Origin of the sequence: Pseudomonas sp. DWP3-1-3b3 (assembly GCF_049896305.1) — a bacterium.
In the GTDB taxonomy this organism is placed as follows: domain Bacteria; phylum Pseudomonadota; class Gammaproteobacteria; order Pseudomonadales; family Pseudomonadaceae; genus Aquipseudomonas; species Aquipseudomonas azotoformans_A.
This window is the reverse complement of the sequence record NZ_JAFCUA010000003.1, coordinates 308,586-332,485: the sequence shown is the minus strand read 5'-3', so window position 1 is coordinate 332,485 and position 23,900 is coordinate 308,586. Positions and strand designations below refer to the sequence as shown.

The following is a 23,900-nucleotide window of genomic DNA, read 5'->3' as shown; positions in this document are numbered from 1 at the left end:
AGAAAGGGAAGAGTACGGGAACCTGCACGATGCCTCATTGGCTGATTATTGACCTTGAAGCCACAACGGATGAAGGCGGCTGGCCCGTGACGGAGATGGAAGTCATCGAGATCGGCGCGAGCCTGGTCAACCGCCAGGGCCGCGAGCTGGACCACTTCCAGCGCTTTGTGCGGCCGCTGCGCCGGCCTTTGCTGACGCCCTTTTGCCGCCAACTGACCCACATCACCCAGGCCAACATCGATGGTGCGGCGCCGATCACCGAGGTGTGGCCGCTGTTCGAACGCTGGCTGAGCCAGCATCAGCCGCGCCTGGAAGGCTGGGCCAGCTGGGGCGACTATGATCGCCGGCAACTGGAACTGGAATGGCAACGCCATGGCCTGGCCAGCGCCCTCGCCACCACGCCCCATGTGAACCTCAAGCAGCGCTTCGCCAAGGCCCGGCGCCTGGACAAGCCCCTGGGACTCAATGGCGCCCTGCAATTGGCGGGGATGCAGTTCCATGGCCAGCAACATCGGGCGCTGGAGGATGCACGCAATACGGCGCGCCTGCTGCCGCTGATATTGCCGGTCTAGGCAGCTTCCCTGCCCTTGGGCATACTGGCCGACCTTTCCAGACCCTTTTCCGAGGAATCGCCCATGTTTAAAGTCAACGAGTACTTCGACGGCACCGTCAAGTCGATCGCTTTCGGCACCGCAGAAGGTCCGGCGACCATCGGCGTCATGGCCCCCGGCGAATACGAGTTCGGCACCGCCCAGCGTGAAATCATGCACGTGGTGTCCGGCGCCCTGACCGTCAAACTGCCGGATGCCAGCGAGTGGGAAACCTTCGCCGCCGGCAGCCAGTTCAACGTGCCGGCCAACAGCAAATTCCAGCTGAAGGTTGCCGTGGACACCGCTTACCTGTGCGAATACCGCGGCTAAGGGTTTCCCGGAAGCAAAAAAATGCCCGTCTCGCAGGAGACGGGCATTTTTTATGCGTGAAGAAAACTATTCCAGGATCGTCACCGGCATCCCGACTTCCAACTGCCCAATGCCATCGTTGACCAGGTTCTGGCCGAAAATCGCGCCGTCTTCTGTCTTGCGGTAAGCCTCCAGCGTGGCGAAGGGTTCGCGGTCAACGCTGCGCTCGCCGGTCTGCGGGTCAATGGTGGTGAGGATACAGCGCGAACACGGCTTGACCGCGCGGAACTCCACGTCGCCGATACGCAGGCGTTTCCAGCCGTCTTCGGCGAAGGCTGCGCTGCCTTCGATGACCAGGTTGGGACGAAAACGCAGCATTTCCATGGGGCGGCCGATGCGTTGGGAAAGATCGTCCAGCGACGCCTGGCCGATCACCAGCAGCGGGTAACCGTCGGCAAACGCGACCTGGTCATCGTCCTTGCCGTAACCGGCCTGGGTGGTGCGGGCGCGTTCGACGGGGATCTGTACCAGGCGCGTCGGCTTGCCGATGAAATCGCTGACCCAGGCCGCCGCCGCGTCGCCCGCGTCGGGCACGCGCAAGGTGTCACGCCAGATGGTCACGCCACGCAACTCGGCGTCGTTGCCGGGCAGCGCCACGTCCAGCGGCGTGTAGCCCGGCGAGCTCAGGGTGAGGCCGCCGCTGCTGTTCCACAGTGCCGACAGTTGGCTCATCTTCGCCACGGCACGCTGCGTGAGGAAACGCCCACTGCCTTCATCCACCAGCATCCAGCGTCGGTCCCCGTCCACCCCGAGCTTATCCAGGCCGACCTGTTGCAGGGTTTCGGCCTTGCCGGACTTCAAGGGGTAACGGTACAACGCGCTGAGACGAAGCATGGGCCTGCATTCCTGAGGGGCAAAGCCATCACCCTAAGGTCAAGCGGGCACTTCGTCCAGCATCAGACGCTGACGCACCACATCCACCAGCTTGTCGGGCTGGAATTTGGACAGGAAGTTGTCGCAGCCGACCTTCTTCACCATCGAGTCGTTGAAGCTGCCCGACAACGACGTGTGCAGCACCACATACAGGCCACGCAGGCGCGGATCGTTGCGGATCTCGGTGGTGAGGCGGTAGCCGTCCATCTCGGGCATTTCAGCGTCGGTGAAGATCATCAGCAGCTTGTCGGTCATCACCTGGCCGCTGTCGGCCCAGGCCTTGAGCATGTTCAGTGCCTTGAGGCCGTCGCTGGCGATGTGCATCTTCACGCCCAGTTGACCGAGGGTGTCGCGCAGTTGCGAGAGGGCCACGTTGGAGTCGTCCACCAGCAGCACTTCGCGGCCACGGGCGCGCTCCAGCACCGGATCTTCGAGTTTTTCCCGGGAGACCTTGGCGTTGTACGGCACGATCTCGGCCAGGACTTTTTCCACGTCGATGATTTCCACCAACTGGTCGTCGACCTTGCTGATGGCCGTGAGGTAATGCTGGCGACCGGCGCTGGTCGGCGGCGGCAGGATGGCTTCCCAGTTCATGTTGACGATGCGGTCCACGCCACCCACCAGGAACGCCTGCACCGAGCGGTTGTACTCGGTGACGATAATGGTGCTGTTGGGGCCCGGCACCAGCGGGCGCATGCCGATGGCCTGGGACAGGTCGATCACCGGCAAGGTCTGGCCCCGCAGGTTGACCACGCCACACACGAACGGATGGCGCTGCGGCATCAAGGTCAGCTTGGGCAGTTGCAGCACTTCCTGCACCTTGAACACGTTGATCGCGAACAGCTGACGCCCGAACAGGCGGAACATGAGGATCTCCAGGCGATTCTCACCCACCAGTTGCGTGCGTTGATCTACCGTGTCGAGAATGCCGGCCATTAAAAGCTCCTGATGCGCTAAGGGATTGTGCAGCTCACTTAAGGCTTGTTATCGGCGGCAAGCGCCAGACCTTGACCCGTGTAAAATGCCACGTAAATTCATTGATGTCACACTGACATCATGGTTTACTGCGCTGGCCTCTCCAGAGAGGGGTAGAGCGACGTTGCGCGACATTCAATTCGACGCAAGGTTCCGCCATGTAAGGGATTCCCCTACGCACAATCAGGCCCAACCTGATATTCGCAATATCTAATAGCCATTAATGTGACGCCATTCTCAATGCATGAATGGAGTCAGGCTTTTGTTTGCCATCCCAAGCCCTCGGCCCACGGGCCTTCCAGACATTCAACTGTCGGCAATTGAAGGTGTGCAATTGACCCCGTTCATGAGGGCCGCGCACAGCCGTCGCCATCACTCTAATAAGCTTCCTACTGATAATTCAGAAGCAACCTACAGATACCAGTCATATTTCAGCGCTACTTTTAAGCCATTCACCCGGTGCGACATCTCATCACCCGACCTTATGTTGTGGAGACTTGCATGATGAACAGCGCAAATGAATGGCAGACCACACTTCCTGAATTCTTGCTTGAAGCGGAAACCCTGCTGGCCAAGTCGGAAGAGTGCCTGAGCCATCTGCACCTGATCCGCGACGACAGCGATGCTATCGAGTGCATGAAATCCAGCCTGACCAAACTGGCCGAGAAGGCTGACAGCCTGGCCCTGCAGGCGATCAGCGAGTTTTCCCGGCATATCCAGTACCTGATTGCCAATGCTGTAAGCCCGATGCAATTGCATGATCAGGCGCTGGATGCCTTGCACGCGTGCCTGACGCTACTCGCGTGGCAGCTTGAACTGATCGACACCCGCACCGGCGAACTGGGTATGGATGAGAGTGAGCAAGCAACATTGATCGCCACTGTCACGCTGCAGATTCCGCAAAAAGACTTCAGCTATAAACCGCAGCAACGTGTGCACCACGCGTCTTGAGCGAATATCGAGTCGCGTTTAAACCTGAAGTTATCTGAAAACGACACGGCCCATTAATCCAGTGGAATTGAATTGCGCAGACAAAGATATCAATTAGCCATTAACGGTAATAACGATACAACCAAACAGCAATAATATAACTCCCCTACTCCATGAACTCTGGGAATACCGCCCGGAGCATTTGCGCGGCTAATAACTCAGTCGGACACAGCACCAGGCGACCAACGGTAATAGTGGTGGTACTATGCCCCGCTCGAAGTGACTCAACTTCATCATGCATAAAAACGATTCGATAACGCATTCCAAACAAAGCCCTGTCAGCCGCCGTGACCGGACTTCCCGCAGCGAACCTTCATTGGCTCCATCCGCTATGTACGCCAACCTCAAGACACTCATCGCAAGGTCCGCGTCCCGCAGTAATGCACGCCGTCTGATCCTCGCCCTGTGCCTTGGCTCGCTGCTGCTGAGCCTGTGGGCCTACAGTTTTTCCGCCGCCCTGCCGCTGCTGGTGCTGCTGAACCTGGCCACGCTGGTGGTGGTTGGCCTGCAACAGTGGCACTCGCGCAAATCCATCAAGTTCCAACCCCAGGAACTGGCCGATCGCCTGCTGCAAGTGCAGGAAAACGAACGCCACCGCCTGAGCCGCGAGCTGCATGACGATATCGGCCAGTTGCTCACCGCCGCCAAGCTGCAAAGCGAATGGCTCAAGCGCCGCCTGCCCGAAGACCTGCAAAGCCAGTGCACAGTGCTGTGCAACACCCTCAATGAAACCCTGGCCAAGGTGCGTGACGTCTCGGCCATCCTCAACCCGCGCCAACTGGCCAGCCTGGGCCTGGAAGCCAGCCTGCGCGCGCACCTGCTCAAGACCCTGGAAAACACCCCCATTCACTGGAGCCTGGAATGCCAGCAGCGGCTTACCGGTATCCCGGAAGAAATGGCCGTTGCGGCCTTTCGCATCACCCAGGAAGCGGTGACCAACATGCTACGCCACGCCCAGGCGCGCAATCTGTTGGTACGCCTGCAACGCCTGCCCGAGGGCCTGTCGCTGAGTATCTGCGATGACGGCCAGGGTTTTTCGCCGGCCATCAACCCGGGCCTGGAAGGCCAACGGGGCATGGCCGGCATGTCAGAGCGGATTGATCAGCTTGGCGGTTCGTTATCCGTCAACAGCCAACCAGGCAAAGGGACACGGATCGACGCGCTTTTCCCCTGGGCGCCACGCGCCCTCGAACGGGCCAGTTCCCCTAAGGTTCTCGAGTGACCTGCACATTACTCCTGGTGGATGACCATGCACTGATCCGGGCCGGCGTACGCGCGCTGGTCCAGGACATTCCCGGCTACACGGTGGTCGGTGAGGCCAGCGATGGCGCACAGTTGCTGGAGCAGTTCAGCGCCCTGCTGCCCGATATCGTGCTGTTGGACCTGTCGATGAAACACACCGGCGGCCTGGATGCCCTGCAGCAACTCAAGCGCGCCTATCCCAAGAGTCGCGTGCTGATCCTGTCGATGCACACCGACCCGGAACTGATCATGTGCGCGCTGGAATCCGGCGCCCATGGCTACCTGCTCAAGGACACCACCGCCAACGAGCTGGAACACGCGCTGCTGGCCCTGCGCAACAACGAGCGCTACCTGAGCCCGGCGATTGCCCACACCGTGATCAATCAGGCGCTGGTACGCAGCCAGGGCCCCACTACCCCGGCCGGTCACAGCCACAACCTTACGGCGCGGCAGCTGGAGATCCTGCGGTTGATTGTGCGCGGCAAGTCCACTCGGGAAATCGCCCACGGCCTGGGCCTTAGCATCAAGACCGTGGAAGCTCACCGCTCGCAGATCATGAAACGCCTGCAGATTTTCGACGTGGCCGGCCTGGTGTTATTCGCGGTGCGCGAGCAGATCATCAGCCTGGACGACTAACGGCGAATCCACCGGCAGGTGCACGCGCAAGGCCTTGGGCAGGGCCTCGAAGTGCAGGTCATCACCCTCCAGCGGTTCGCCATCCAGGTTGATGTACAGGCCCTGTGCGACCTTGATATTCACCCACGGCAGGCGCGCCCGGACGAACATGGTGTCCAGGCCCCAGCCGTTGTTCATCAACTCACGCAAGGTACCGACCACCTCCTGGGGCGCGGGCAGGATGCTGACATCCAGCAAGCCATCATCGGCCATGGCGCCTGGGCATAGCTCATGGCCGCCGCCTGCTTGGCGACCGTTGCCGATGCCCAGGGCGAGCAGCTCGCCTTTCCAGTGGAAATCGGGGCCATCGAGTTCGGCGTAGGCTGCCTTTAACTCGCTGAAACGGGTCAGGCCGGTGAACAGGTAGGCGGCGCCGCCGAGGACTTTCTTCAAATCTTCGGAGGTGTTGGCGGTGACTTGGCTGCCGAAACCGCCGGTGGCCATGTTGAGGAAGATTTGCCCGCCGACCTGGCCGAGGTCGATGGCCCTTGGCGGTACATCCAGCAGCGCCAGCGCCTGGGCGGGTTCGAGCGGCACGCCGGCGGCCTTGGCGAAGTCGTTGGCGGTGCCCAGTGGCATCAGCACCAGGCTGGCGTCGGTCTTGGCCTGGGCCATGGCTTCGGCGACGTCGCGCAAGGTGCCGTCGCCGCCGCCGGCGATGATGTGGGTGTAGCCGTCTGCCAGGGCTTCGTTGACCAGGCGTTGGGCGTCGCCGCCTTCCCATGTGACCCGCACCGCCAACTCGCCGCCCTGCTTGCGTCGGGCCTGCACGGCAGAGCGTACGTCCTCGTTGAGGGCTTGCTTGCCGTGGAGGATCAACAGGGCTTTGGGGGTGGTCATTGCGGGAATCTCCTGATTCAAGGGTGCTTGGAGGATGTGGACCTTGGGCGGGGAGAAAAAAGCCATTGGGGTTGGAAATTATTTGTTGGTCTATGCGGGGGCATATCCGTTTCTGCGGTAACGGCTGCTATTGGTTCCGCTCTTACAGCGGGTCACTTTTGGAAAAGAGCCCCAAAAGTAACCAAAAGGGCTCTTGCCCCAACACTCGGCACCTCGCCTAGGCTCGGTGTGCCCGTAATCCGACAGTGATTTGGGGGGTCGCCTCAGATCAAAAACAAAGCCAGAGCCAGAGCCAGAGCCAAAGCCAGAGCCAGAACTGAATCGGATCTGCTTTTCTGTGGGAGCTGGCTTGCCTGCGATGGCATCAACTCGGTGTGCCTGATATACCGAGGTGTCTACATCGCAGGCAAGCCAGCTCCCACATTTGACCGAGTTCGACCACACAATACCGGTCGGCTCTAAGGCCGCCGCGCTTTTGCTTTTGATCTGGGGCGCCCCGTCAAACACGCTGGCCGAACGCAGGCTTTGGAGCGTGGGTAACCCGGCAGGACGCCGGGTTAGCCGCGCTGGGCCAAGGATGGCCCATCGCGGCGGCCCACGCTCCAAAGCCGGAGTGAGGGCACACCGAGCCTGAGCGAGGTGCCGAGTGTTGGGGCGAAGCGTTTTTGGTTACTTTTTGCGCTTTTCAAAAAGTGACCCGCTGTAAGAGCGGAACCATAAGCAGCCGTTACCGCAGCAACGGATATGTACTCAAACCCCAATCAACTCTTATGCAACTTACTCATCAGTTGCGCCTCAGCCTGCGTCAACCCACACGACTGAGTAAGCTCATCCACCGTAGCCCCCATCCCCACCAACTTGGCGGCCTGGACAAACGAAAGACTCGAAGGATCCCGCTGCTCAATCTGCGCGAGTTTGTCAGGCAACGGCGCAAGAATCGCGCGCAATTCATGCACCTCGTCCCCGACTTTCACCGCACTCTGCTGAAAGTGATCAACCCGCTTGACCAGCTCCAGCACCCGCCGATCACGCAGAGCATCACGCTCAGCCTGCTGCAACAACAGTTCACGCTGCTGACGCACATAGCGCAACAGAAATGCCAAAGTCCCGGCCCACAGCAGGGCCAGGACAATCACCGCGGCCTCAAGGAACAATCAGATGCTCTCCAGTTCCGACCATTCTTCTTCGCTCATCATCTTGTCCAGCTCAACCAGAATCAGCAGCTCGCCGTTCTTGTTGCACACGCCCTGGATGAACTTGGCGGACTCTTCGTTACCCACGTTCGGCGCGGTTTCCACTTCCGATTGGCGCAGGTAGACCACTTCGGCCACGCTGTCGACCATGATCCCGACCACTTGCTTGTCGGCCTCGATGATCACGATACGCGTGTTGTCATTGACTTCAGTCGGCACCAGGCCGAAACGCTGGCGGGTGTCGATCACCGTCACCACGTTGCCGCGCAGGTTGATGATGCCCAGCACGTAGCTCGGCGCACCCGGCACCGGGGCGATCTCGGTGTAGCGCAGCACTTCCTGCACGCGCATCACGTTAATGCCGTAGGACTCGTTGTCCAGTTTGAAGGTCACCCATTGCAGGATCGGATCATCCAAACCTTGTGCGGACGCTGACTTGTTCATACCCCTGACCCCTTCAAATGCCGCATGACACGGCGTGTGTGCTTCACTGACCGCATTCGCATGCGGCCCTTATTGTTCAATCAACTGTGTTTGTTCAGTGGCATCGACTTGACGGCACCGCTGGCGATCAACTCGGCCAGTTGGGCGACGTCGAGCAACGCGCACATGTGTTCGATCACGGTGCCCGCCAGCCAAGGCCGTTGGCCGCGGTGGCTGCGCCATTTGATTTCGTTCGGGTCCAGGCGCAACGAGCGGCTGACTTGATGCACCGCCAGCCCCCACTCGTAGCCCTGCACCGAGATCACGTATTGCAGGCCCTGGCGGAAGTCGTCGCGGTAGCGGTCGGGCATGACCCAGCGCGCGGTGTCCAGCACTTTGAGGTTGCCGGCCTGGCTGGGCAGGATGCCGAGGAACCACTCCGGTTGCCCGAACAACGGCGTCAGCTCCTGGCCTTCCAGCGAATAGATCGAGCCCAGGCACACCAGCGGCACCGCCAGGGTCAAGCCGGCGACGTCGAACAGCAGGCATTCGAACGGTTCGGCAGCCCAGCTCGGTCGACCATCACCGGTCACCGGCGGCGGCGTGATGCTCGGCGGCAAATGCACTTCCACCACGGGCTCGACCACGACAGGAGCAGGGGCAACCACCACAGGCGCGACCACTGCCGGTGTAATCGGCACCACAACCTGCGCATCACGGGCTTGTTCTTCCAGCACCGCCAACTGGAATTCATCCAGCGCGGCTTCGGGTTCAACAGCCGGTTCCAGCACCAGGATCGGTTCCGGCAGTTCCTCGGCGGTCGCATCCTGCAGCAGGGCATCCAGGTAGGATTCCAGCGCCAGTTGCGGCCGGGTCTTGAGTTCGACAGGACGGTTCATCACGCCACCTGCGCCACAAGCTGTTGCGACAACAGGTGCTTGAGCAGCGCCCGGTAGGCAAGTACGCCACGGCTCTTGCCGTCGAACTGCGACGGTGCAAGGCCTGCGCGGCTGGCGTCACGCAGGCGTGTGTCCACCGGGATGTAGCCGTTCCAGATGGTGTCCGGGTAGGCATCGCGCAGCACGCGCAGGGTGCCAAGGGACGCTTGGGTGCGGCGGTCGAACAGGGTCGGCACGATGCTGAACGGCAGCGCTTGTTTGCGCGAACGGTTGATCATCGCCAGGGTGCTGACCATGCGCTCCAGGCCTTTGACGGCCAGGTGTTCTGTCTGCACCGGGATCACCAACTGCTGGCTCGCCGCCAAGGCGTTGACCATCAACACGCCCAGCAACGGCGGGCTATCGATGATTGCGTAGTCGAAGTCCTGCCACAGTTGCGCCAGGGTCTTGGCGATCACCAGGCCCAACCCGCTCTGCCCCGGCGACTGACGCTCAAGGGTGGCCAGAGCGGTGCTGGACGGCAGCAGGGAAATGCTTTCGTTGCTGGTAGGCAGCAGCAGTTGCCCCGGCAGATCAGCCGGTACGCTGCCCTTGTGCAGGAACAGGTCGTAGTTGCTGTGCTCCAGCGCGTCCGGGTCGTAGCCGAAATAGCTGGTCATGGAGCCGTGCGGGTCCAAGTCCACCACGACCACGCGCTTGCCCGCCTCGGCCAGCAAGCCGGCTAAGGCGATGGACGTGGTGGTCTTGCCGACCCCACCTTTTTGATTGGCAACTGCCCAGACTCTCATTCGGTTGGTTCCTCCCGGCAGGCACAGGCGCGACCGAGACATTGCATAAGGTTATTGAGCCGGCGACGGAGAATTGACGGCGCTCTGACGAACCGGCGGTTTTACAGGGGGCGGTGCAGTTTGTGTGCCAGCCCGCTTCAAGGCGGCATCCGGTGTTGCATTGGCGGTGCCGGTGCCGGTCAGGCTGCGGCGCACATCCAGGTTGCGCGACACCACCAACACCACCCGGCGGTTCTTTGCGCGGCCCTCTACCGTGGCGTTATTGGCCACCGGCTGGAACTCGCCATAGCCTACCGACGCCAGGCGACCTGGGTTCACGCCCTGCATCGCCAGCATGCGCACGATGCTCGCGGCACGCGCTGACGACAGTTCCCAGTTGGTCGGGTACTGCGCCGTGCTGATCGGAAAATTGTCGGTAAAGCCTTCGACGTGGATCGGGTTCTCGAACGGCCGCAGAATCGCCGCCACCTTGTCGATAATGGTGAACGCCTGGTCGCTGGGCATCGCATCGGCACTGGCGAACAGCAGGCTGGAATTGAGCTCGATCTCCACCCACAACTCGTTGCCGCGCACGGTCATCTGGTTGGAGCTGATCAGGTCGCCAAACGCCGCGCTGATGTCATCGGCGATGCTTTTCAGCGGATCGCTGGTGCCGCCCACGCCAGCAGCGGTTTCATCGCTGTCGTTGACCAGCGGCTTGGCCGGGGTCACGGTCTTGGGCCGCTCTTCACCGATGGGAATCGGCTTGAGCGAGCGGTCGGCGTCGTTGAACACGCCGATCAGCGCCTGGGAAATGACCTTGTACTTGCCTTCGTTGATCGACGAGATGGAGTACATCACCACGAAAAACGCGAACAGCAAGGTGATGAAGTCCGCGTAGGACACCAGCCACCGCTCGTGGTTGACGTGTTCTTCAGGCTCTCGACGGCGACGGCTCACAATGAATACCTCCCATCAATCCATGAAGCCCTGGAGCTTCAATTCGATGGAGCGCGGGTTCTCACCCTCGGCAATCGACAAAATGCCTTCGAGCAACATCTCGCGGTAACGCGACTGGCGCATGGCAATCGACTTGAGTTTGCTCGCCACCGGCAACAACACCAGGTTGGCACTGGCCACGCCGTAGATGGTGGCGACAAACGCCACGGCAATGCCGCTGCCCAGCTGCGAAGGGTCGGCCAGGTTGCCCATCACGTGGATCAGGCCCATCACCGCACCGATGATGCCGATGGTCGGCGCGTAGCCGCCCATGCTTTCGTAGACTTTGGCGGCGTTGATGTCACGGCTTTCCTGGGTGTAGAAATCCACCTCCAGGATGCTGCGGATCGCTTCCGGTTCAGCACCATCGACCAGCAATTGCAGGCCTTTGCGCGCGTAGCTGTCGGGTTCTGCATCGGCCACGCCTTCCAGGCCCAGCAGGCCTTCCTTGCGGGCGGTGAGGCTCCAGTTGACCACGCGGTCAATGCCACCCGGCAAGTCGACACGCGGCGGGAAAATGATCCAGATAAGGATCTGCATGGCGCGCTTGAAGGAGCTCATGGGCGACTGCAACAACGCGGCGCCCACAGTGCCGCCGATCACGATCAACGCGGCCGGACCGTTGGCCAGGGCGCCGAGGTGACCGCCTTCGAGGTAGTTGCCGCCAATGATCGCGACAAACGCCATGATGATACCGATCAGGCTCAAGACATCCATTAGAGGCAGGCCTCCACCAGATGCTTGCCGATGTCGTCCAGACTGTAAACGGCGTCGGCCAGGTCCGCCTTGACGATGGCCATGGGCATGCCATAGATCACACAGCTGGCTTCGTCCTGGGCCCAGATGGCGCTGCCGCCCTGCTTGAGCAAGCGCGCGCCTTCACGGCCGTCGGCGCCCATGCCGGTGAGCACCACCGCCAGAACTTTGTCGCCGTAGGACTTGGCCGCCGAGCCGAAGGTGATGTCCACACACGGCTTGTAGTTCAGGCGCTCATCGCCCGGCAGGATTTTGATCGCGCCACGGCCGTCCACCATCATCTGCTTGCCACCCGGCGCCAGCAACGCCAGGCCCGGACGCAGGATGTCGCCATCCTCGGCTTCCTTGACGCTGATGCGGCACAGCTTGTCCAGGCGCTCGGCGAACGCTTTGGTGAACGCAGCGGGCATGTGCTGGATCAACACGATCGGCGCCGGGAAGTTGGCCGGCAGTTGAGTCAATACGCGTTGCAGGGCCACCGGACCGCCGGTGGAGGTGCCGATAGCCACCAGCTTGTAGGCTTTGCGTTTTGGCGCAGGCGAGTGGGCAGCCGCAGGCGCAGCGGCGCGAACCGGTGCCACGGCAGGCCGTGCAACCGGCGCAGGCGCTGGGCGAGCAAACGATGACGTCGGCGCAGCCGGTGCCGCAACCGGTGCAGGCGTCGGCGCGGGCGCGCTGAACAAGCTGCGACGGTTGCTGCGCGAAATGCTGTGCACTTTCTCGCACAGCAGTTGCTTGACCTTCTCGGGGTTGCGCGAGATGTCTTCGAAATTCTTCGGCAGGAAGTCCACCGCGCCAGCGTCCAGCGCATCCAGGGTGACCCGGGCGCCTTCGTGCGTCAGCGAGGAGAACATCAATACCGGTGTCGGGCAGCGTTGCATGATGTGCCGGACTGCGGTGATGCCATCCATCATCGGCATCTCGTAGTCCATGGTGATCACGTCCGGTTTCAACGCAATGGCTTGATCAATCGCCTCTTTGCCGTTGGTGGCCGTGCCGACCACCTGGATCGTTGGATCGGCGGAAAGAATTTCCGAGACGCGGCGGCGGAAGAAACCCGAATCGTCCACCACCAGGACCTTGACTGCCATAAACACTCCGTTAGGCGGGGCGGGCAATACCGCCCTGCCCCACCAGAATCAAATACGCCGAGCGGCGTAACGCTTGAGCATGCTCGGAACATCGAGAATCAGCGCGATCCGACCGTCACCGGTGATGGTCGCACCCGACATGCCCGGGGTTCCCTGCAGCATTTTGCCCAAAGGCTTGATGACCACTTCTTCCTGGCCCACCAGTTGATCGACCACAAAGCCGATGCGCTGGGTGCCCACGGAGAGAATCACCACATGGCCTTCGCGCTGCTCTTCATGCTTGGCCGATGCCACCAGCCAACGCTTGAGGTAGAACAGGGGCAACGCCTTGTCGCGCACGATCACCACTTCCTGGCCGTCCACCACGTTGGTGCGCGACAGGTCGAGGTGGAAGATCTCGTTGACGTTGACCAGCGGGAAGGCGAACGCCTGGTTGCCGAGCATCACCATCAGGGTCGGCATGATCGCCAAGGTCAACGGCACCTTGATGACGATCTTCGAGCCCTGGCCCTTGGTCGAGTAAATGTTGATCGAGCCGTTGAGCTGGCTGATCTTGGTCTTCACCACGTCCATGCCGACGCCACGGCCGGACACGTCGGAAATCTCGGTCTTGGTCGAGAAGCCCGGGGCGAAGATCAGGTTGTAGCACTCGGTGTCGGTCAGGCGGTCGGCGGCGTCCTTGTCCATCACGCCACGCTTGACCGCGATATTGCGCAAAATCGCCGGGTCCATGCCTTTGCCGTCGTCAGTGATCGACAGCAGGATATGGTCGCCTTCTTGCTCCGCCGCCAGGATCACTTTGCCGTTACGGGACTTGCCCGAGGCTTCGCGTTCTTCCGGGGTTTCCACGCCGTGGTCGACAGCGTTGCGCACCAAGTGGACCAGCGGGTCGGCCAAGGCCTCGACCAGGTTCTTGTCGAGGTCGGTTTCTTCACCCACCAATTCCAGGTTGATCTCTTTCTTCAACTGGCGCGCAAGGTCGCGAACCAGGCGTGGGAAGCGGCCGAAGACTTTCTTGATCGGCTGCATCCGCGTTTTCATCACCGCGGTTTGCAGGTCGGCGGTGACCACGTCGAGGTTCGACACGGCCTTTTGCATGGCTTCATCGCCGCTGCTCAGGCCCAGGCGCACCAGGCGGTTACGTACCAGTACCAGTTCGCCGACCATGTTCATGATGTCGTCCAGGCGTGCGGTATCAACCCGCACGGTGGTTTCGGCTTCACTGGCAGGCTTCTCGGCAACCGGAGCGGCGGCGGCGCGTGCCGGAGCAGGCGCCGCTACAGGCGCAGGCTTGGCGGCCGGAGCCGGCGCTGCGGCTTTGGCGGCAACCGGTGCAGCCGTGGCCACCGCAGCGGCCGGAGCCACTTCACTGAACTTGCCCTTGCCGTGCAATTCATCCAGCAGCGATTCGAACTCGTGATCGGAGATCAAACCATCGCCAGCCGGTGCTGCACTCGCAGCGGCAGGCGCTGCGGCCGTGGCAGCGACTTCCGGCAAGGCGTCGGCCACGAAGGTGCCCTTGCCGTGCAGTTGGTCGAGCAACGCTTCGAATTCGTCGTCGGTAATGTCGGTGTTGGCTTTAGCAGCAGGCGCCTCGGGCGCAGCGGCAGGTGCCACAGCGTCGGCCGCGAACTGGCCTTTGCCGTGCAACTGGTCGAGCAGGGATTCGAACTCAGCGTCGGTGATGTCTTCGCTGGTTGGCGCAGCCACAGGCGCCTTTGGCGCTTCTGCCTCGGCCTTCACGGCACTGAGGGAGTTGAGCAGCTGTTCGAACTCGCTGTCGGTCACATCCGGTTCGGCTTCGGCCACAGGCTCGGGCGCCGCCTCGACCACAGGCGCAGCCGAGGTGTCGGCTGGTTCCGCCAGGCGCGCCAGGGCGGCCAGCAGCTCCGGGGTGGCAGCGGTGATCGGTGCACGGTCGCGCACCTCGCTGAACATGCCGTTGACCGCATCCAGTGCTTCGAGAATCACGTCCATCAATTCCGAATCAACGTGACGCTCACCCTTGCGCAGGATGTCGAACACGTTCTCGGCGATGTGGCAGCACTCCACCAGCTCATGGAGCTGGAGGAAGCCGGCGCCCCCTTTTACAGTGTGAAAACCGCGAAAAATTGCATTGAGCAGGTTCGCATCATCCGGTCGGCTTTCCAGCTCGACCAGTTGCTCGGACAACTGCTCTAAAATTTCGCCGGCCTCTACAAGGAAATCCTGAAGGATTTCTTCATCGGCGCCGAAGCTCATGTGGGTGCTCCTTAGAAGCCTAAACTGGATAACAGGTCATCGACATCATCTTGACCCGATACAACGTCTTCACGTTTATCGGCATGAATCTGCGGACCTTCACCCTTGGCGAGATGTTTTTGTGGATCTTTTTCCGAGAGGATCGCTTCACGGTCATGTTCAATGCCGGCAAAACGGTCTACCTGGCCTGCCATCAGCACTAATTTGAGCAAGTTGCTTTCCACTTCGGTGACCAACTGGGTCACACGCTTGATCACCTGACCGGTGAGGTCCTGGTAATCCTGGGCGAGCAGAATGTCGTTGAGGTTGCTGGAAACCGTGCGGTTTTCCTGCTCACTGCGTGACAAGAACCCTTCGACCCGACGCGCCAATTCACGAAACTCTTCAGCGCCCACTTCGCGGCGCATGAAACGGCCCCAGTCGTTGCTCAGGGCCTGGGCTTCGTTGGCCATGCCGTTGACCAGGGGCGTGGCGTTTTCCACCAGGTCCATGGTGCGGTTGGCCGCCGCCTCAGTCAGCCTGACCACATAGGACAGGCGTTCGGTGGCATCGGTGATCTGCGAGATTTCCTCGGCCTGGGGCATATGCGGGTCAATCTGGAAATTGACGATCGCACTGTGCAGCTCGCGTGTGAGCTTGCCCACTTCCTGGTACAGGCCGCGGTCACGGGTCTGGTTGAGCTCATGGATTAACTGCACCGCGTCGCCGAACTGGCCTTTTTCAAGGCTGTCGACCAACTGGTGAGCATGCTTTTTCAGGGTCGACTCGAAGTCTCCCTGTGACGTTTCTTTATGCTCCATAGCTCCCCCGCGATGGCATTAGCCGTGGATGCGTTCGAAGATTTTCTCGATCTTCTCTTTCAAGGCCAATGCAGTGAATGGCTTGACCACGTAACCGTTTACCCCGGCTTGGGCAGCTTCGATGATCTGCTCACGCTTGGCTTCGGCGGTCACCATCAGCACAGGCAGGCTGCGCAGTTTTTCGTCGGCGCGCACGTGGCGCAGCAAGTCGATACCGGTCATGCCAGGCATGTTCCAGTCCGTTACCAGAAAGTCGATGCTCCCGCTGTTGAGGATCGGAATCGCCGTAATGCCGTCATCCGCCTCGACCGTGTTAGTGAACCCAAGGTCACGCAACAGGTTTTTTATGATCCGCCGCATCGTTGAGAAGTCATCAACGATGAGGATTTTCATGTTCTTGTCCAATTCGACCTCCAAGCAGTCTTAAACGCGCCCAGCACCTGGACGCGCCATTTCAATCAACAGGCATTACACAAAAAGGACTGCCGGGGCACCACGGGTCGAACCCGCAAAGGCTGGTTGCCCTCGCGGTCTCGTCTGCAGTGTCCCCACACTGCCTGTCAGCGCGCTCGCCACTCTCCCAAACGCCCCCGCAAGCGGGCTGCGCACTGGCTGTGCAACTGGCTGACCCGCGACTCGCTGACCCCCAGGACCTCACCGATTTCCTTGAGGTTCAGCTCTTCGTCGTAGTACAGCGCCAACACCAGCCGCTCACGCTCCGGCAAATTGGCAATCGCGTCCGCCAACGCCCCCTGGAAACGCTCATCTTCCAGGTCACGCGATGGCTCCATATGAGCGCTCGCGCCGTCCTCGTGCAGCCCTTCGTGTTCGCCGTCCTGCAACAGGTCGTCGAAACTGAACAGGCGGCTGCCCAAGGTATCGTTCAAAATCCCGTAGTAATCGTCGAGACTCAATTGGAGTTCGGCCGCAACTTCGTGATCTTTAGCGTCGCGACCGGTTTTTGCTTCAATTGCGCGAATTGCGTCACTGACCATGCGCGTATTGCGATGCACCGAACGCGGCGCCCAGTCACCTTTACGCACTTCATCGAGCATCGCGCCACGGATACGGATACCCGCATACGTCTCGAAACTCGCACCCTTGCTCGCGTCGTACTTGGTCGACACTTCGAGCAGGCCAATCATGCCCGCCTGGATCAGGTCTTCGACCTGGACGCTGGCGGGCAGGCGTGCCAGCAAGTGATAGGCAATGCGCTTGACCAAGGGCGCGTAGCGCTCGATCAACTCGCCCTGACTGTCACGGGCAGACTTCTTGTACGCGTTGTAGCCAGTCGCTGTCATAGCACGGGTCCTGCGCTCGTCTGATGCACCAATCGCTCGACGAAAAACTCCAGATGCCCACGCGGGTTGGCGGGCAACGGCCAGGTATCGACCTTCTGGGCAATAGCCTTGAACGCCAATGCGCATTTGGAACGAGGGAACGCTTCGTAGACTGCACGCTGCTTTTGCACAGCCTTGCGCACACACTCGTCGTAGGGAACTGCGCCGACGTATTGTAAGGCGACATCGAGGAAGCGATCCGTGACCTTGGTCAACTTGGCGAACAGGTTGCGCCCTTCCTGCGGGCTCTGGGCCATGTTGGCCAGGACGCGGAAGCGGTTCATGCCGTAGTCACGGTTAAGCAGTTTGATCAGGGCGTAGGCGTCGGTGATCGAGGTGGGTTCATCGCAGACCACCAGCAACACTTCCTGCGCGGCGCGCACGAAGCTGACCACGGACTCGCCGATCCCGGCGGCGGTGTCGATCACCAGCACGTCGAGGTTGTCGCCGATATCACTGAACGCCTGGATCAGGCCGGCATGCTGCGCCGGGCTCAAGTGCACCATGCTCTGGGTGCCGGAGGCGGCCGGCACGATGCGGATGCCACCGGGCCCCTGCAGCAGCACATCGCGCAGCTCACAGCGACCTTCGATCACATCGGCAAGCGTGTGTTTGGGCGTCAGCCCCAGCAGAACGTCGACGTTCGCCAGCCCCAGGTCAGCATCCAGCAGCATGACGCGACGGCCAAGCTCTGCCAGGGCCAGGGACAAATTCACTGACACGTTAGTTTTCCCGACGCCACCTTTGCCGCCGGTCACCGCGATCACCTGTACGGGATGCATGCTGCCCATTTTATTTCTTTACCTTGTCTTGCTTAGACGCAGGCTACATGGCTTGGCCGCGTGAATCGCTTGCAGACCATCGATGTAGATACATTTCACGGTGTTCATCCTGCCTCAACCCACCCGTTTTGCCGGGTTGTGGTAGAGGTCGGCGAACATATCGGCCATCGCTTCCTCGCTAGGCTCTTCTTGCATTTGCACGCTGACTGCACGGCTGACCAACTGATGACGGCGCGGCAGATGCAGATCATCCGGGATCCGCGGCCCGTCGGTCAGGTAGGCGACCGGCAATTCATGACTGATGGCCAGGCTCAGCACCTCGCCCAGGCTCGCGGTTTCATCGAGCTTGGTGAGGATGCAACCGGCCAGGCCGCAGCGTTTGTAGCTGTGGTATGCAGCGGTAAGAACCTGTTTCTGGCTGGTGGTTGCAAGCACCAGGTAATTTTTCGACTTGATGCCACGCCCGGCCAGGCTTTCCAGCTGCATGCGCAACGCCGGGTCGCTGGCTTGCAGGCCGGCGGTGTCGATCAACACCACGCGTTTGCGCAGCAGCGGGTCGAGAGCGTTGGCCAGGGACTGGCCCGGGTCTACATGGGTCACCGACACATTGAGAATGCGGCCCAGGGTCTTGAGCTGTTCCTGGGCACCAATACGGTAGCTGTCCATGCTCACCAGCGCGATATTCTGCGCGCCGTATTTGAGTACGTAGCGGGCCGCGAGCTTGGCCAGGGTGGTGGTCTTGCCCATGCCGGCAGGGCCGACCATGGCAATCACACCGCCTTCTTCCAAGGGTTCGATTTCCGGGGTGACGATCATCCGCGCCAGGTGGGCCAGCAACATGCGCCAGGCCTGGCGAGGTTCTTCGATTTCGGTGGTCAGCGCCAGCAGGTCGCGGGACAACGGGCCAGACAGGCCGATGCGTTGCAGGCGACGCCACAGGTTGGCCTGTTGCGGCTTGCTGCCTTGCAGCTGGTTCCAGGCCAGCGAGCCCAACTGCACTTCCAGCAGTTCCCGCAGGCCGTTGAGCTCAAAGCGCATCGAGTCAAACACCCGCTGGTCAACCGCAGGCGCCGGAGCAGGCGCAGCAGGACGCGGCGGTTCTTTGAAGGTCGGCTCGACCAGCGGCTCGGCAGCGGTCAGCGGCAAGCCGGCGAACAACTGGCGATTGGTGGTGGCATCGCTGTCGCCGCGCATGCTCAGTTCAGCCTGGGCCGAAACAATGCGCGAAGCGGTCTTGCGCAGCTCGTCTTCGAGCTCCATGTTCGGCACACGCGGCGCCAAGGCCTGGGGGGTGTAGTCCAGGGCAGCCGTCAGCTCGACACCGCCGGCAATACGACGGTTTCCGATAATCGCGGCGTCGGCGCCCAACTCATCACGCACCAGTTTCATGGCCTGACGCATATCGGCGGCGAAAAAACGCTTCACTTGCATAACCCACTACCCTCAGCCGTTGGGCCCTACTGTCGCGACGATAGTCACTTGCTTGTTGTCAGGAATTTCCTGATAAGCCAAAACGTGCAAATTCGGTACTGCCAGGCGTCCAAACCGCGACAACATCGCCCGGACGGGGCCTGCCACCAGCAGGATCACCGGTTGGCCCTGCATTTCCTGGCGCTGTGCGGCGTCGATCAACGAGCGCTGCAGCTTCTCAGCCATGCTTGGCTCCAGCAGAACGCCCTCTTCCTGGCCTTGTCCTGCCTTCTGAATACTATTGAGCAATATTTGTTCCAACCTGGGTTCCAAGGTGATCACAGGCAGCTCGGAGTCAAGCCCTACAATGCTTTGGACGATTGCACGCGACAATCCGACGCGCACCGCGGCCACCAGGGCGGCAGTATCTTGACTCTTGGCGGCATTGTTGGCGATGGCCTCGGCAATGCTGCGGATGTCGCGGACCGGCACCTGTTCGGCCAGCAGCGCCTGCAACACCTTGAGCAATTGCGACAGCGACAGAATGCCCGGCACCAGTTCTTCGGCCAGTTTTGGCGACGCTTTGCCCAGCAAACCCATCAATTGCTGGACTTCCTCATGGCCGATCAACTCATGGGAGTGCTTGTACAGGATCTGGTTGAGGTGCGTTGCGACCACGGTGCTGGCGTCCACCACTGTGTAGCCGAGGGATTGTGCCTGGCTGCGCTGGCTGATTTCGATCCATACCGCGTCCAGGCCAAAAGCCGGATCTTTGGCGGTGATGCCGTTGAGGCTGCCGAACACCTGCCCTGGGTTGATCGCCAGTTCGCGGTCCGGGTAAATCTCGGCTTCCGCCAGGATTACGCCCATCAGGGTCAGGCGGTAGGCACTCGGCGCCAGGTCAAGGTTGTCGCGGATGTGCACGGTGGGCATCAAGAAGCCCAGGTCCTGGGACAGTTTTTTGCGCACGCCCTTGATCCGCGCGAGCAGTTGGCCGCCCTGGTTGCGGTCCACCAGTGGGATCAGGCGGTAGCCGACTTCCAGGCCGATCATGTCGATCGGGGTAACATCATCCCAGCCAAGCTCCTTGGTTTCCTGGGCGCGGGCCGGGGATGGCAGCAATTCCTGCTGGCGGGCGATTTCCTGCTGGGCAATCACTTTGACCTGGTTCTGCTTCTTCCAGAACAGGTACGCAGCACCGCCGGCCAGGGCCGCCATGCTCAAGAACGACACGTGCGGCATGCCCGGCACGATACCCATGATCGCCATGATGCCCGCCGCCACGGCCAGCGCCTTGGGCGAAGCGAACATCTGCCGGCTGATCTGCTTGCCCATGTCTTCGGAGCCCGAAGCACGGGTCACCATGATGGCCGCCGCTGTTGATAATAACAGTGATGGCAATTGCGCCACTAAACCGTCACCAATGGTCAGCAAGGCGTAGACCTTGCCCGCATCGCCGAAGGTCATGCCGTGCTGGAAGATACCCACGGCCATGCCGCCGATGAGGTTGATGAACAGGATCAAAAGGCCGGCGATGGCGTCACCGCGCACGAATTTGCTGGCACCGTCCATGGAACCGTAGAACTCGGCTTCCTGGGCCACTTCCAGGCGGCGCGATTTGGCTTGGTTCTGGTCGATCAGGCCGGCGTTGAGGTCGGCGTCGATGGCCATTTGTTTGCCGGGCATCGCGTCGAGGGTAAACCGCGCGCTCACCTCGGAAATCCGCCCGGCGCCCTTGGTCACCACCACGAAGTTGATGATCATCAGGATCGCGAACACCACGATACCGACCACGTAGTTACCGCCGATCACCACCTCACCGAAGGCCTGGATCACCTTACCGGCAGCAGCATGGCCGTCCTGGCCGTGGAGCATGACCACACGCGTCGACGCCACGTTCAGCGCCAGGCGCAGCAGGGTCGCCACCAGCAGAATGGTCGGGAATACCGCAAAATCCAATGGCCGCAGGGCGTATACGCACACCAGCAGTACCACGACGGACAGGGCAATGTTGAAGGTAAAGAACACGTCCAGCAGGAACGGCGGCATCGGCAACATCATCATTGCCAGCATCACCAGCAACAACAACGGCACACCCAGATTGCCTCGCGAGAGGTCAGTCAGGGTGCTGCGGGCGTTGCCGAGCATTTGAGAGCGATCCACCACCGGTATTCCTCGTGTCCTTTGAAGCAAAGTTTTGACGCAATTGGGCGTCTTGCAGGCGGTATTGCAAGAAGCCTTCCAACTTTTGCTTTGGCCCTTCGATGACCTCCCAAGCGATCAAGGCAGCCGGCTGTAAATCAATTCAACTGTGGGAGCGGGCTTGCTCGCTCCCACATTTTGGATTTGTGTTCACCGGCCGCTACCGAGGAAATTTCCGACAAGGTTTTGGGGTTGCCCCTAGGAAAGCCGCTCTCTAGTCTCCGTACACCGCTGCAAACGCAGTGGACGGGCGTCGCGGCCCGGATTTTCAAAGAGCAAAAGCACTATCGCCCGCTTTCAGTTAACGCTTTTTTAGCGTCTACTGTGCGGCGCTATTGCGGCTGTGCGCGGGATACCTTCGGGTATGCCGGGTTGCTCCTAGACCGGTCCGCGAACCTGCGCACAGCTGTCACCCCATCGCGTCGCGGCGATCAGTGGCAGCTCCACTTTTAAGGAGCCTCATAATGATCAAACCCACCCCAAATCCCCCCATCAGTCTGTTTACCGTCGTAGACACTCTCAAAACCGAAGACCTGCTGGTCAACCTCACCGAAACCCTCGCCTCGGCCGACGCGCTGATGAGTGATTTTGCGTTTGAATTGGAAGGGCCAAAACGCGAAGGCGCGCTGGGTATTGCACAGTTGATTGGGCTGGCAAAGCTGCTGGCTGACAGAGTGTTGGCGGACAGCGAGCACTTGATGGCCTGAGGACGGATCGTTCCTGCACTACCCTGCGGGAACGATCATCAAGCTCATACGACGCGGACGTTCTCGGCCTGAGCGCCTTTGGCCCCCTGCGTTACGTCGAACTCCACTTTTTGGTTCTCTTCAAGCGTCCTGAAACCGTCGCCCTTGATGGCGGAAAAGTGGACAAAAATATCGCCGCCCCCGTCTTGAGTAATAAACCCAAACCCCTTCTCCGCGTTAAACCACTTCACCGTACCTGTTGCCATTGCCGTTCTCCTGACTTACGGGATAACGCGAACGTCGGATGCATAGACCGCATCGCGCCCATGGACTCTCTTGACCTCAACCCGCAGGCCCACGGCAAGCCGAATACCTCGCGAACCGATGAAATTCACTCGCACGTCGTCTTCACCGTTTTCCAGGGCAATCAAGCCCATCCCGGATTTCTGGTCGTAATATTTGACAGCGCCTCTGACCGCCTTCAAAACCACTCTCCCTGCATCTCATCTACAGCTTTCGCGCAGTGCTTTAAGCAATGGAACCGCGAGAACGCCCCTCTGGCTACTGTCAAAGTTGACAGGTATACAGGCATTCACGACGAGTGGTAGGGAGTGAGAAATCAGGAATCGCGGCGCAAATCCGGTGGAATCGGCAGATCCTTGAGTGGATCCGGACGCTTGCCCTTGCCCGCGCGGTACTGGCGAATCTGATAGACATACGCCAACACCTGAGCCACGGCCAGGTAGAGCCCGGCGGGGATTTCCTGGTCCAGGTCGGTGGAATAGAAGATCGACCGCGCCAGTTCCGGCGATTCCAGCAGCAGGATGTCATTGGCCACGGCGATTTCGCGGATCTTCAGCGCGGTAAAGTCACTGCCCTTGGCCAGCAGCATTGGCGCGCCGCCCTTCTCTGGGTCGTACTTGAGCGCCACGGCGTAGTGGGTCGGGTTGGTGATGACCACGTCGGCGTCGGGCACTGCGCCCATCATTTTGCGCTGGGACATTTCCCGTTGCAGCTGGCGAATACGCTGTTTCACCTCTGGGCGGCCTTCCTGGTCCTTGTGCTCGTCGCGCACCTCCTGCTTGGTCATCAGCAGTTTCTTGTGGCTCTCCCACAACTGGATCGGCGCATCCACCGCGGCAATGATGATCAGCCCGGCAGCCATCCACAACGCACTCCAGCCCACCACCTGCACGCTGTGGATGATCGCCGACTCCAGCGGTTCATGGGCGATGCGCAGCAGGTCGTCGATGTCGGACGACAACACCATCAACGCCACAAACAGGATCAGGATGAATTTGGCCAGGGCCTTGAGCAGCTCCACCAAGGCCTTGGCGGAAAACATGCGCTTGAGCCCGGCGGCGGGGTTCATGCGGCTGAACTTGGGCGCCAGGCTGCCGGCGGCGAACAGCCAGCCACCGAGGGCGACCGGGCCGATCAGCGCAGCCAGCAGCAAAGTGATCAAAATCGGCTGCACCGCAAGGATCGCGATCTTGCCCGAGTGCAGCAGGTACTGGCCCATGGCATCGGGGTTGAGCAGTACTTCACGGGGCAAGGTGAAGTTGTGCTTCATCAGCTCCATCAAGTCCAGCGCCAAACCGCCGCCGTAGATCAGCAAGGCGCCGGCACCGGCCATCATGGTGGCAACGGTGTTCAGCTCTTTGGAGCGCGCAATCTCGCCCTTTTCCCTGGAGTCCTTTTTGCGTTTCTCCGTGGGGTCTTCTGTTTTGTCCTGACCACTCTCGCTCTCGGCCATG

Annotated in this window: 26 protein-coding genes; 6 read left to right on the top strand and 20 right to left on the bottom strand. The window is 60.8% G+C overall.

Annotated features, from left to right (window positions below; translation table 11 throughout):
- Positions 1-29: 29 nt before the first annotated feature.
- Together ACP7BX_RS11560 and ACP7BX_RS11555 are read left to right on the top strand one after the other, a co-directional pair.
- Positions 30-572 carry an exonuclease domain-containing protein gene (locus ACP7BX_RS11560; RefSeq protein WP_426126528.1) on the top strand — a complete coding sequence of 181 codons (543 nt, stop codon included), beginning with the start codon at positions 30-32 and terminating at the stop codon, positions 570-572.
- Positions 573-635: 63 nt separating this feature from the next.
- Complete coding sequence (locus tag ACP7BX_RS11555; RefSeq protein WP_010208796.1) at positions 636-920, top strand: pyrimidine/purine nucleoside phosphorylase; 285 nt, start codon at positions 636-638, stop codon at positions 918-920.
- Positions 921-986: 66 nt separating this feature from the next.
- Here the strand turns inward: ACP7BX_RS11555 and ACP7BX_RS11550 are convergent, their stop codons facing one another.
- Entirely contained in the window at positions 987-1,793 is an 807-nt protein-coding gene (locus ACP7BX_RS11550) for an MOSC domain-containing protein (protein ID WP_426126526.1), read from the bottom strand.
- Positions 1,794-1,832: 39 nt separating this feature from the next.
- The gene (locus ACP7BX_RS11545) at positions 1,833-2,768 is read right to left on the bottom strand and encodes a chemotaxis protein CheV (RefSeq protein WP_010208794.1); all 936 of its coding nucleotides are present in this window, start codon (positions 2,766-2,768) and stop codon (positions 1,833-1,835) included.
- A 540-nt stretch (positions 2,769-3,308) separates the two neighbouring features.
- Between ACP7BX_RS11545 and ACP7BX_RS11540 the strand changes: the two genes are divergently transcribed.
- The 3 genes from ACP7BX_RS11540 (at position 3,309) to ACP7BX_RS11530 (ending at position 5,675) form a co-directional block, all read left to right on the top strand.
- Positions 3,309-3,758 carry a hypothetical protein gene (locus tag ACP7BX_RS11540; RefSeq protein ID WP_269131550.1) on the top strand — a complete coding sequence of 150 codons (450 nt, stop codon included), beginning with the start codon at positions 3,309-3,311 and terminating at the stop codon, positions 3,756-3,758.
- A gap of 370 nt (positions 3,759-4,128) precedes the next feature.
- Positions 4,129-5,019, top strand: coding sequence for a sensor histidine kinase (locus tag ACP7BX_RS11535; protein WP_038844349.1), 891 nt, complete (start codon positions 4,129-4,131; stop codon positions 5,017-5,019).
- On the top strand, positions 5,016-5,675 hold the full coding sequence (locus tag ACP7BX_RS11530) for a response regulator transcription factor (RefSeq protein WP_061449176.1): 660 nt from the start codon (positions 5,016-5,018) through the stop codon (positions 5,673-5,675). The genes ACP7BX_RS11535 and ACP7BX_RS11530 overlap by 4 nt, the downstream gene beginning before the upstream one ends.
- Here ACP7BX_RS11530 and yegS read toward each other — a convergent pair.
- The 15 genes from yegS to flhA all read right to left on the bottom strand — a co-directional run bounded on the left by yegS (position 5,634) and on the right by flhA (position 21,403).
- On the bottom strand, positions 5,634-6,554 hold the full coding sequence (gene yegS / locus ACP7BX_RS11525; protein WP_038844345.1) for a lipid kinase YegS: 921 nt from the start codon (positions 6,552-6,554) through the stop codon (positions 5,634-5,636). The two genes, ACP7BX_RS11530 and yegS, sit on opposite strands and share 42 nt — an antisense overlap.
- 761 nt (positions 6,555-7,315) lie before the next feature.
- Positions 7,316-7,708, bottom strand: coding sequence for a DUF2802 domain-containing protein (locus tag ACP7BX_RS11520; RefSeq protein WP_426126522.1), 393 nt, complete (start codon positions 7,706-7,708; stop codon positions 7,316-7,318).
- Entirely contained in the window at positions 7,709-8,191 is a 483-nt protein-coding gene (locus ACP7BX_RS11515; protein ID WP_010564003.1) for a chemotaxis protein CheW, read from the bottom strand.
- Between the two features lie 80 nt (positions 8,192-8,271).
- Complete coding sequence (locus ACP7BX_RS11510) at positions 8,272-9,069, bottom strand: CheW domain-containing protein (RefSeq protein ID WP_426126520.1); 798 nt, start codon at positions 9,067-9,069, stop codon at positions 8,272-8,274.
- Complete coding sequence (locus ACP7BX_RS11505) at positions 9,069-9,857, bottom strand: ParA family protein (RefSeq protein ID WP_028617310.1); 789 nt, start codon at positions 9,855-9,857, stop codon at positions 9,069-9,071. The genes ACP7BX_RS11510 and ACP7BX_RS11505 overlap by 1 nt, the downstream gene beginning before the upstream one ends.
- A 51-nt stretch (positions 9,858-9,908) precedes the next feature.
- Positions 9,909-10,796 carry a flagellar motor protein MotD gene (motD, locus tag ACP7BX_RS11500; RefSeq protein ID WP_033900786.1) on the bottom strand — a complete coding sequence of 296 codons (888 nt, stop codon included), beginning with the start codon at positions 10,794-10,796 and terminating at the stop codon, positions 9,909-9,911.
- Positions 10,797-10,811: 15 nt separating this feature from the next.
- Complete coding sequence (locus ACP7BX_RS11495) at positions 10,812-11,552, bottom strand: flagellar motor protein (RefSeq protein ID WP_033900785.1); 741 nt, start codon at positions 11,550-11,552, stop codon at positions 10,812-10,814.
- Entirely contained in the window at positions 11,552-12,682 is a 1,131-nt protein-coding gene (locus tag ACP7BX_RS11490; RefSeq protein ID WP_269131554.1) for a protein-glutamate methylesterase/protein-glutamine glutaminase, read from the bottom strand. The genes ACP7BX_RS11495 and ACP7BX_RS11490 overlap by 1 nt, the downstream gene beginning before the upstream one ends.
- Positions 12,683-12,730: 48 nt before the next feature.
- Complete coding sequence (locus ACP7BX_RS11485) at positions 12,731-14,923, bottom strand: chemotaxis protein CheA (protein WP_426126517.1); 2,193 nt, start codon at positions 14,921-14,923, stop codon at positions 12,731-12,733.
- Between the two features lie 11 nt (positions 14,924-14,934).
- Complete coding sequence (locus ACP7BX_RS11480) at positions 14,935-15,723, bottom strand: protein phosphatase CheZ (RefSeq protein ID WP_033900779.1); 789 nt, start codon at positions 15,721-15,723, stop codon at positions 14,935-14,937.
- Positions 15,724-15,741: 18 nt separating this feature from the next.
- Positions 15,742-16,116 (bottom strand): chemotaxis response regulator CheY, encoded by a 375-nt coding sequence (locus ACP7BX_RS11475; RefSeq protein ID WP_015885173.1) that lies wholly within the window; start codon positions 16,114-16,116, stop codon positions 15,742-15,744.
- Between the two features lie 167 nt (positions 16,117-16,283).
- Complete coding sequence (gene fliA, locus ACP7BX_RS11470; RefSeq protein WP_016976604.1) at positions 16,284-17,024, bottom strand: RNA polymerase sigma factor FliA; 741 nt, start codon at positions 17,022-17,024, stop codon at positions 16,284-16,286.
- Entirely contained in the window at positions 17,021-17,854 is an 834-nt protein-coding gene (fleN, locus tag ACP7BX_RS11465; protein WP_003192912.1) for a flagellar synthesis regulator FleN, read from the bottom strand. Before fleN ends, fliA begins: the two co-directional genes overlap by 4 nt.
- A 105-nt stretch (positions 17,855-17,959) precedes the next feature.
- Positions 17,960-19,276: a flagellar biosynthesis protein FlhF gene (gene flhF, locus ACP7BX_RS11460; protein ID WP_033900777.1), complete on the bottom strand. Its 1,317-nt coding sequence runs from the start codon at positions 19,274-19,276 to the stop codon at positions 17,960-17,962.
- A 12-nt stretch (positions 19,277-19,288) separates the two neighbouring features.
- A complete protein-coding gene (gene flhA / locus ACP7BX_RS11455; protein WP_218168778.1) occupies positions 19,289-21,403 on the bottom strand; it encodes a flagellar biosynthesis protein FlhA in 2,115 nt (704 codons plus the stop codon).
- 518 nt (positions 21,404-21,921) lie between these two features.
- Between flhA and ACP7BX_RS11450 the strand changes: the two genes are divergently transcribed.
- Entirely contained in the window at positions 21,922-22,164 is a 243-nt protein-coding gene (locus ACP7BX_RS11450) for a DUF6124 family protein (protein ID WP_426126515.1), read from the top strand.
- Between the two features lie 44 nt (positions 22,165-22,208).
- Here ACP7BX_RS11450 and ACP7BX_RS11445 read toward each other — a convergent pair whose 3' ends face one another.
- The 3 genes from ACP7BX_RS11445 to flhB form a co-directional block, all read right to left on the bottom strand.
- On the bottom strand, positions 22,209-22,409 hold the full coding sequence (locus tag ACP7BX_RS11445) for a cold-shock protein (protein WP_426126513.1): 201 nt from the start codon (positions 22,407-22,409) through the stop codon (positions 22,209-22,211).
- Positions 22,410-22,424: 15 nt separating this feature from the next.
- Positions 22,425-22,634 (bottom strand): cold shock domain-containing protein, encoded by a 210-nt coding sequence (locus ACP7BX_RS11440; protein ID WP_016976562.1) that lies wholly within the window; start codon positions 22,632-22,634, stop codon positions 22,425-22,427.
- Between the two features lie 128 nt (positions 22,635-22,762).
- Positions 22,763-23,899, bottom strand: coding sequence for a flagellar biosynthesis protein FlhB (flhB, locus tag ACP7BX_RS11435; protein ID WP_033900771.1), 1,137 nt, complete (start codon positions 23,897-23,899; stop codon positions 22,763-22,765).
- Position 23,900 lies beyond the last annotated feature (1 nt).

Coding starts and splice junctions, on each gene's coding strand:
- ACP7BX_RS11560 (WP_426126528.1), top strand. CDS start 30: ATGCCTCATTGGCTGATTATTGACCTTGAAGCCACAACGGATGAAGGC.
- ACP7BX_RS11555 (WP_010208796.1), top strand. CDS start 636: ATGTTTAAAGTCAACGAGTACTTCGACGGCACCGTCAAGTCGATCGCT.
- ACP7BX_RS11550 (WP_426126526.1), bottom strand. CDS start 1,793: ATGCTTCGTCTCAGCGCGTTGTACCGTTACCCCTTGAAGTCCGGCAAG.
- ACP7BX_RS11545 (WP_010208794.1), bottom strand. CDS start 2,768: ATGGCCGGCATTCTCGACACGGTAGATCAACGCACGCAACTGGTGGGT.
- ACP7BX_RS11540 (WP_269131550.1), top strand. CDS start 3,309: ATGATGAACAGCGCAAATGAATGGCAGACCACACTTCCTGAATTCTTG.
- ACP7BX_RS11535 (WP_038844349.1), top strand. CDS start 4,129: ATGTACGCCAACCTCAAGACACTCATCGCAAGGTCCGCGTCCCGCAGT.
- yegS (WP_038844345.1), bottom strand. CDS start 6,554: ATGACCACCCCCAAAGCCCTGTTGATCCTCCACGGCAAGCAAGCCCTC.
- ACP7BX_RS11515 (WP_010564003.1), bottom strand. CDS start 8,191: ATGAACAAGTCAGCGTCCGCACAAGGTTTGGATGATCCGATCCTGCAA.
- ACP7BX_RS11510 (WP_426126520.1), bottom strand. CDS start 9,069: ATGAACCGTCCTGTCGAACTCAAGACCCGGCCGCAACTGGCGCTGGAA.
- ACP7BX_RS11505 (WP_028617310.1), bottom strand. CDS start 9,857: ATGAGAGTCTGGGCAGTTGCCAATCAAAAAGGTGGGGTCGGCAAGACC.
- ACP7BX_RS11495 (WP_033900785.1), bottom strand. CDS start 11,552: ATGGATGTCTTGAGCCTGATCGGTATCATCATGGCGTTTGTCGCGATC.
- ACP7BX_RS11490 (WP_269131554.1), bottom strand. CDS start 12,682: ATGGCAGTCAAGGTCCTGGTGGTGGACGATTCGGGTTTCTTCCGCCGC.
- ACP7BX_RS11485 (WP_426126517.1), bottom strand. CDS start 14,923: ATGAGCTTCGGCGCCGATGAAGAAATCCTTCAGGATTTCCTTGTAGAG.
- ACP7BX_RS11480 (WP_033900779.1), bottom strand. CDS start 15,723: ATGGAGCATAAAGAAACGTCACAGGGAGACTTCGAGTCGACCCTGAAA.
- ACP7BX_RS11475 (WP_015885173.1), bottom strand. CDS start 16,116: ATGAAAATCCTCATCGTTGATGACTTCTCAACGATGCGGCGGATCATA.
- fliA (WP_016976604.1), bottom strand. CDS start 17,024: ATGACAGCGACTGGCTACAACGCGTACAAGAAGTCTGCCCGTGACAGT.
- fleN (WP_003192912.1), bottom strand. CDS start 17,854: ATGGGCAGCATGCATCCCGTACAGGTGATCGCGGTGACCGGCGGCAAA.
- flhF (WP_033900777.1), bottom strand. CDS start 19,276: ATGCAAGTGAAGCGTTTTTTCGCCGCCGATATGCGTCAGGCCATGAAA.
- flhA (WP_218168778.1), bottom strand. CDS start 21,403: ATGCTCGGCAACGCCCGCAGCACCCTGACTGACCTCTCGCGAGGCAAT.
- ACP7BX_RS11450 (WP_426126515.1), top strand. CDS start 21,922: ATGATCAAACCCACCCCAAATCCCCCCATCAGTCTGTTTACCGTCGTA.
- ACP7BX_RS11445 (WP_426126513.1), bottom strand. CDS start 22,409: ATGGCAACAGGTACGGTGAAGTGGTTTAACGCGGAGAAGGGGTTTGGG.
- flhB (WP_033900771.1), bottom strand. CDS start 23,899: ATGGCCGAGAGCGAGAGTGGTCAGGACAAAACAGAAGACCCCACGGAG.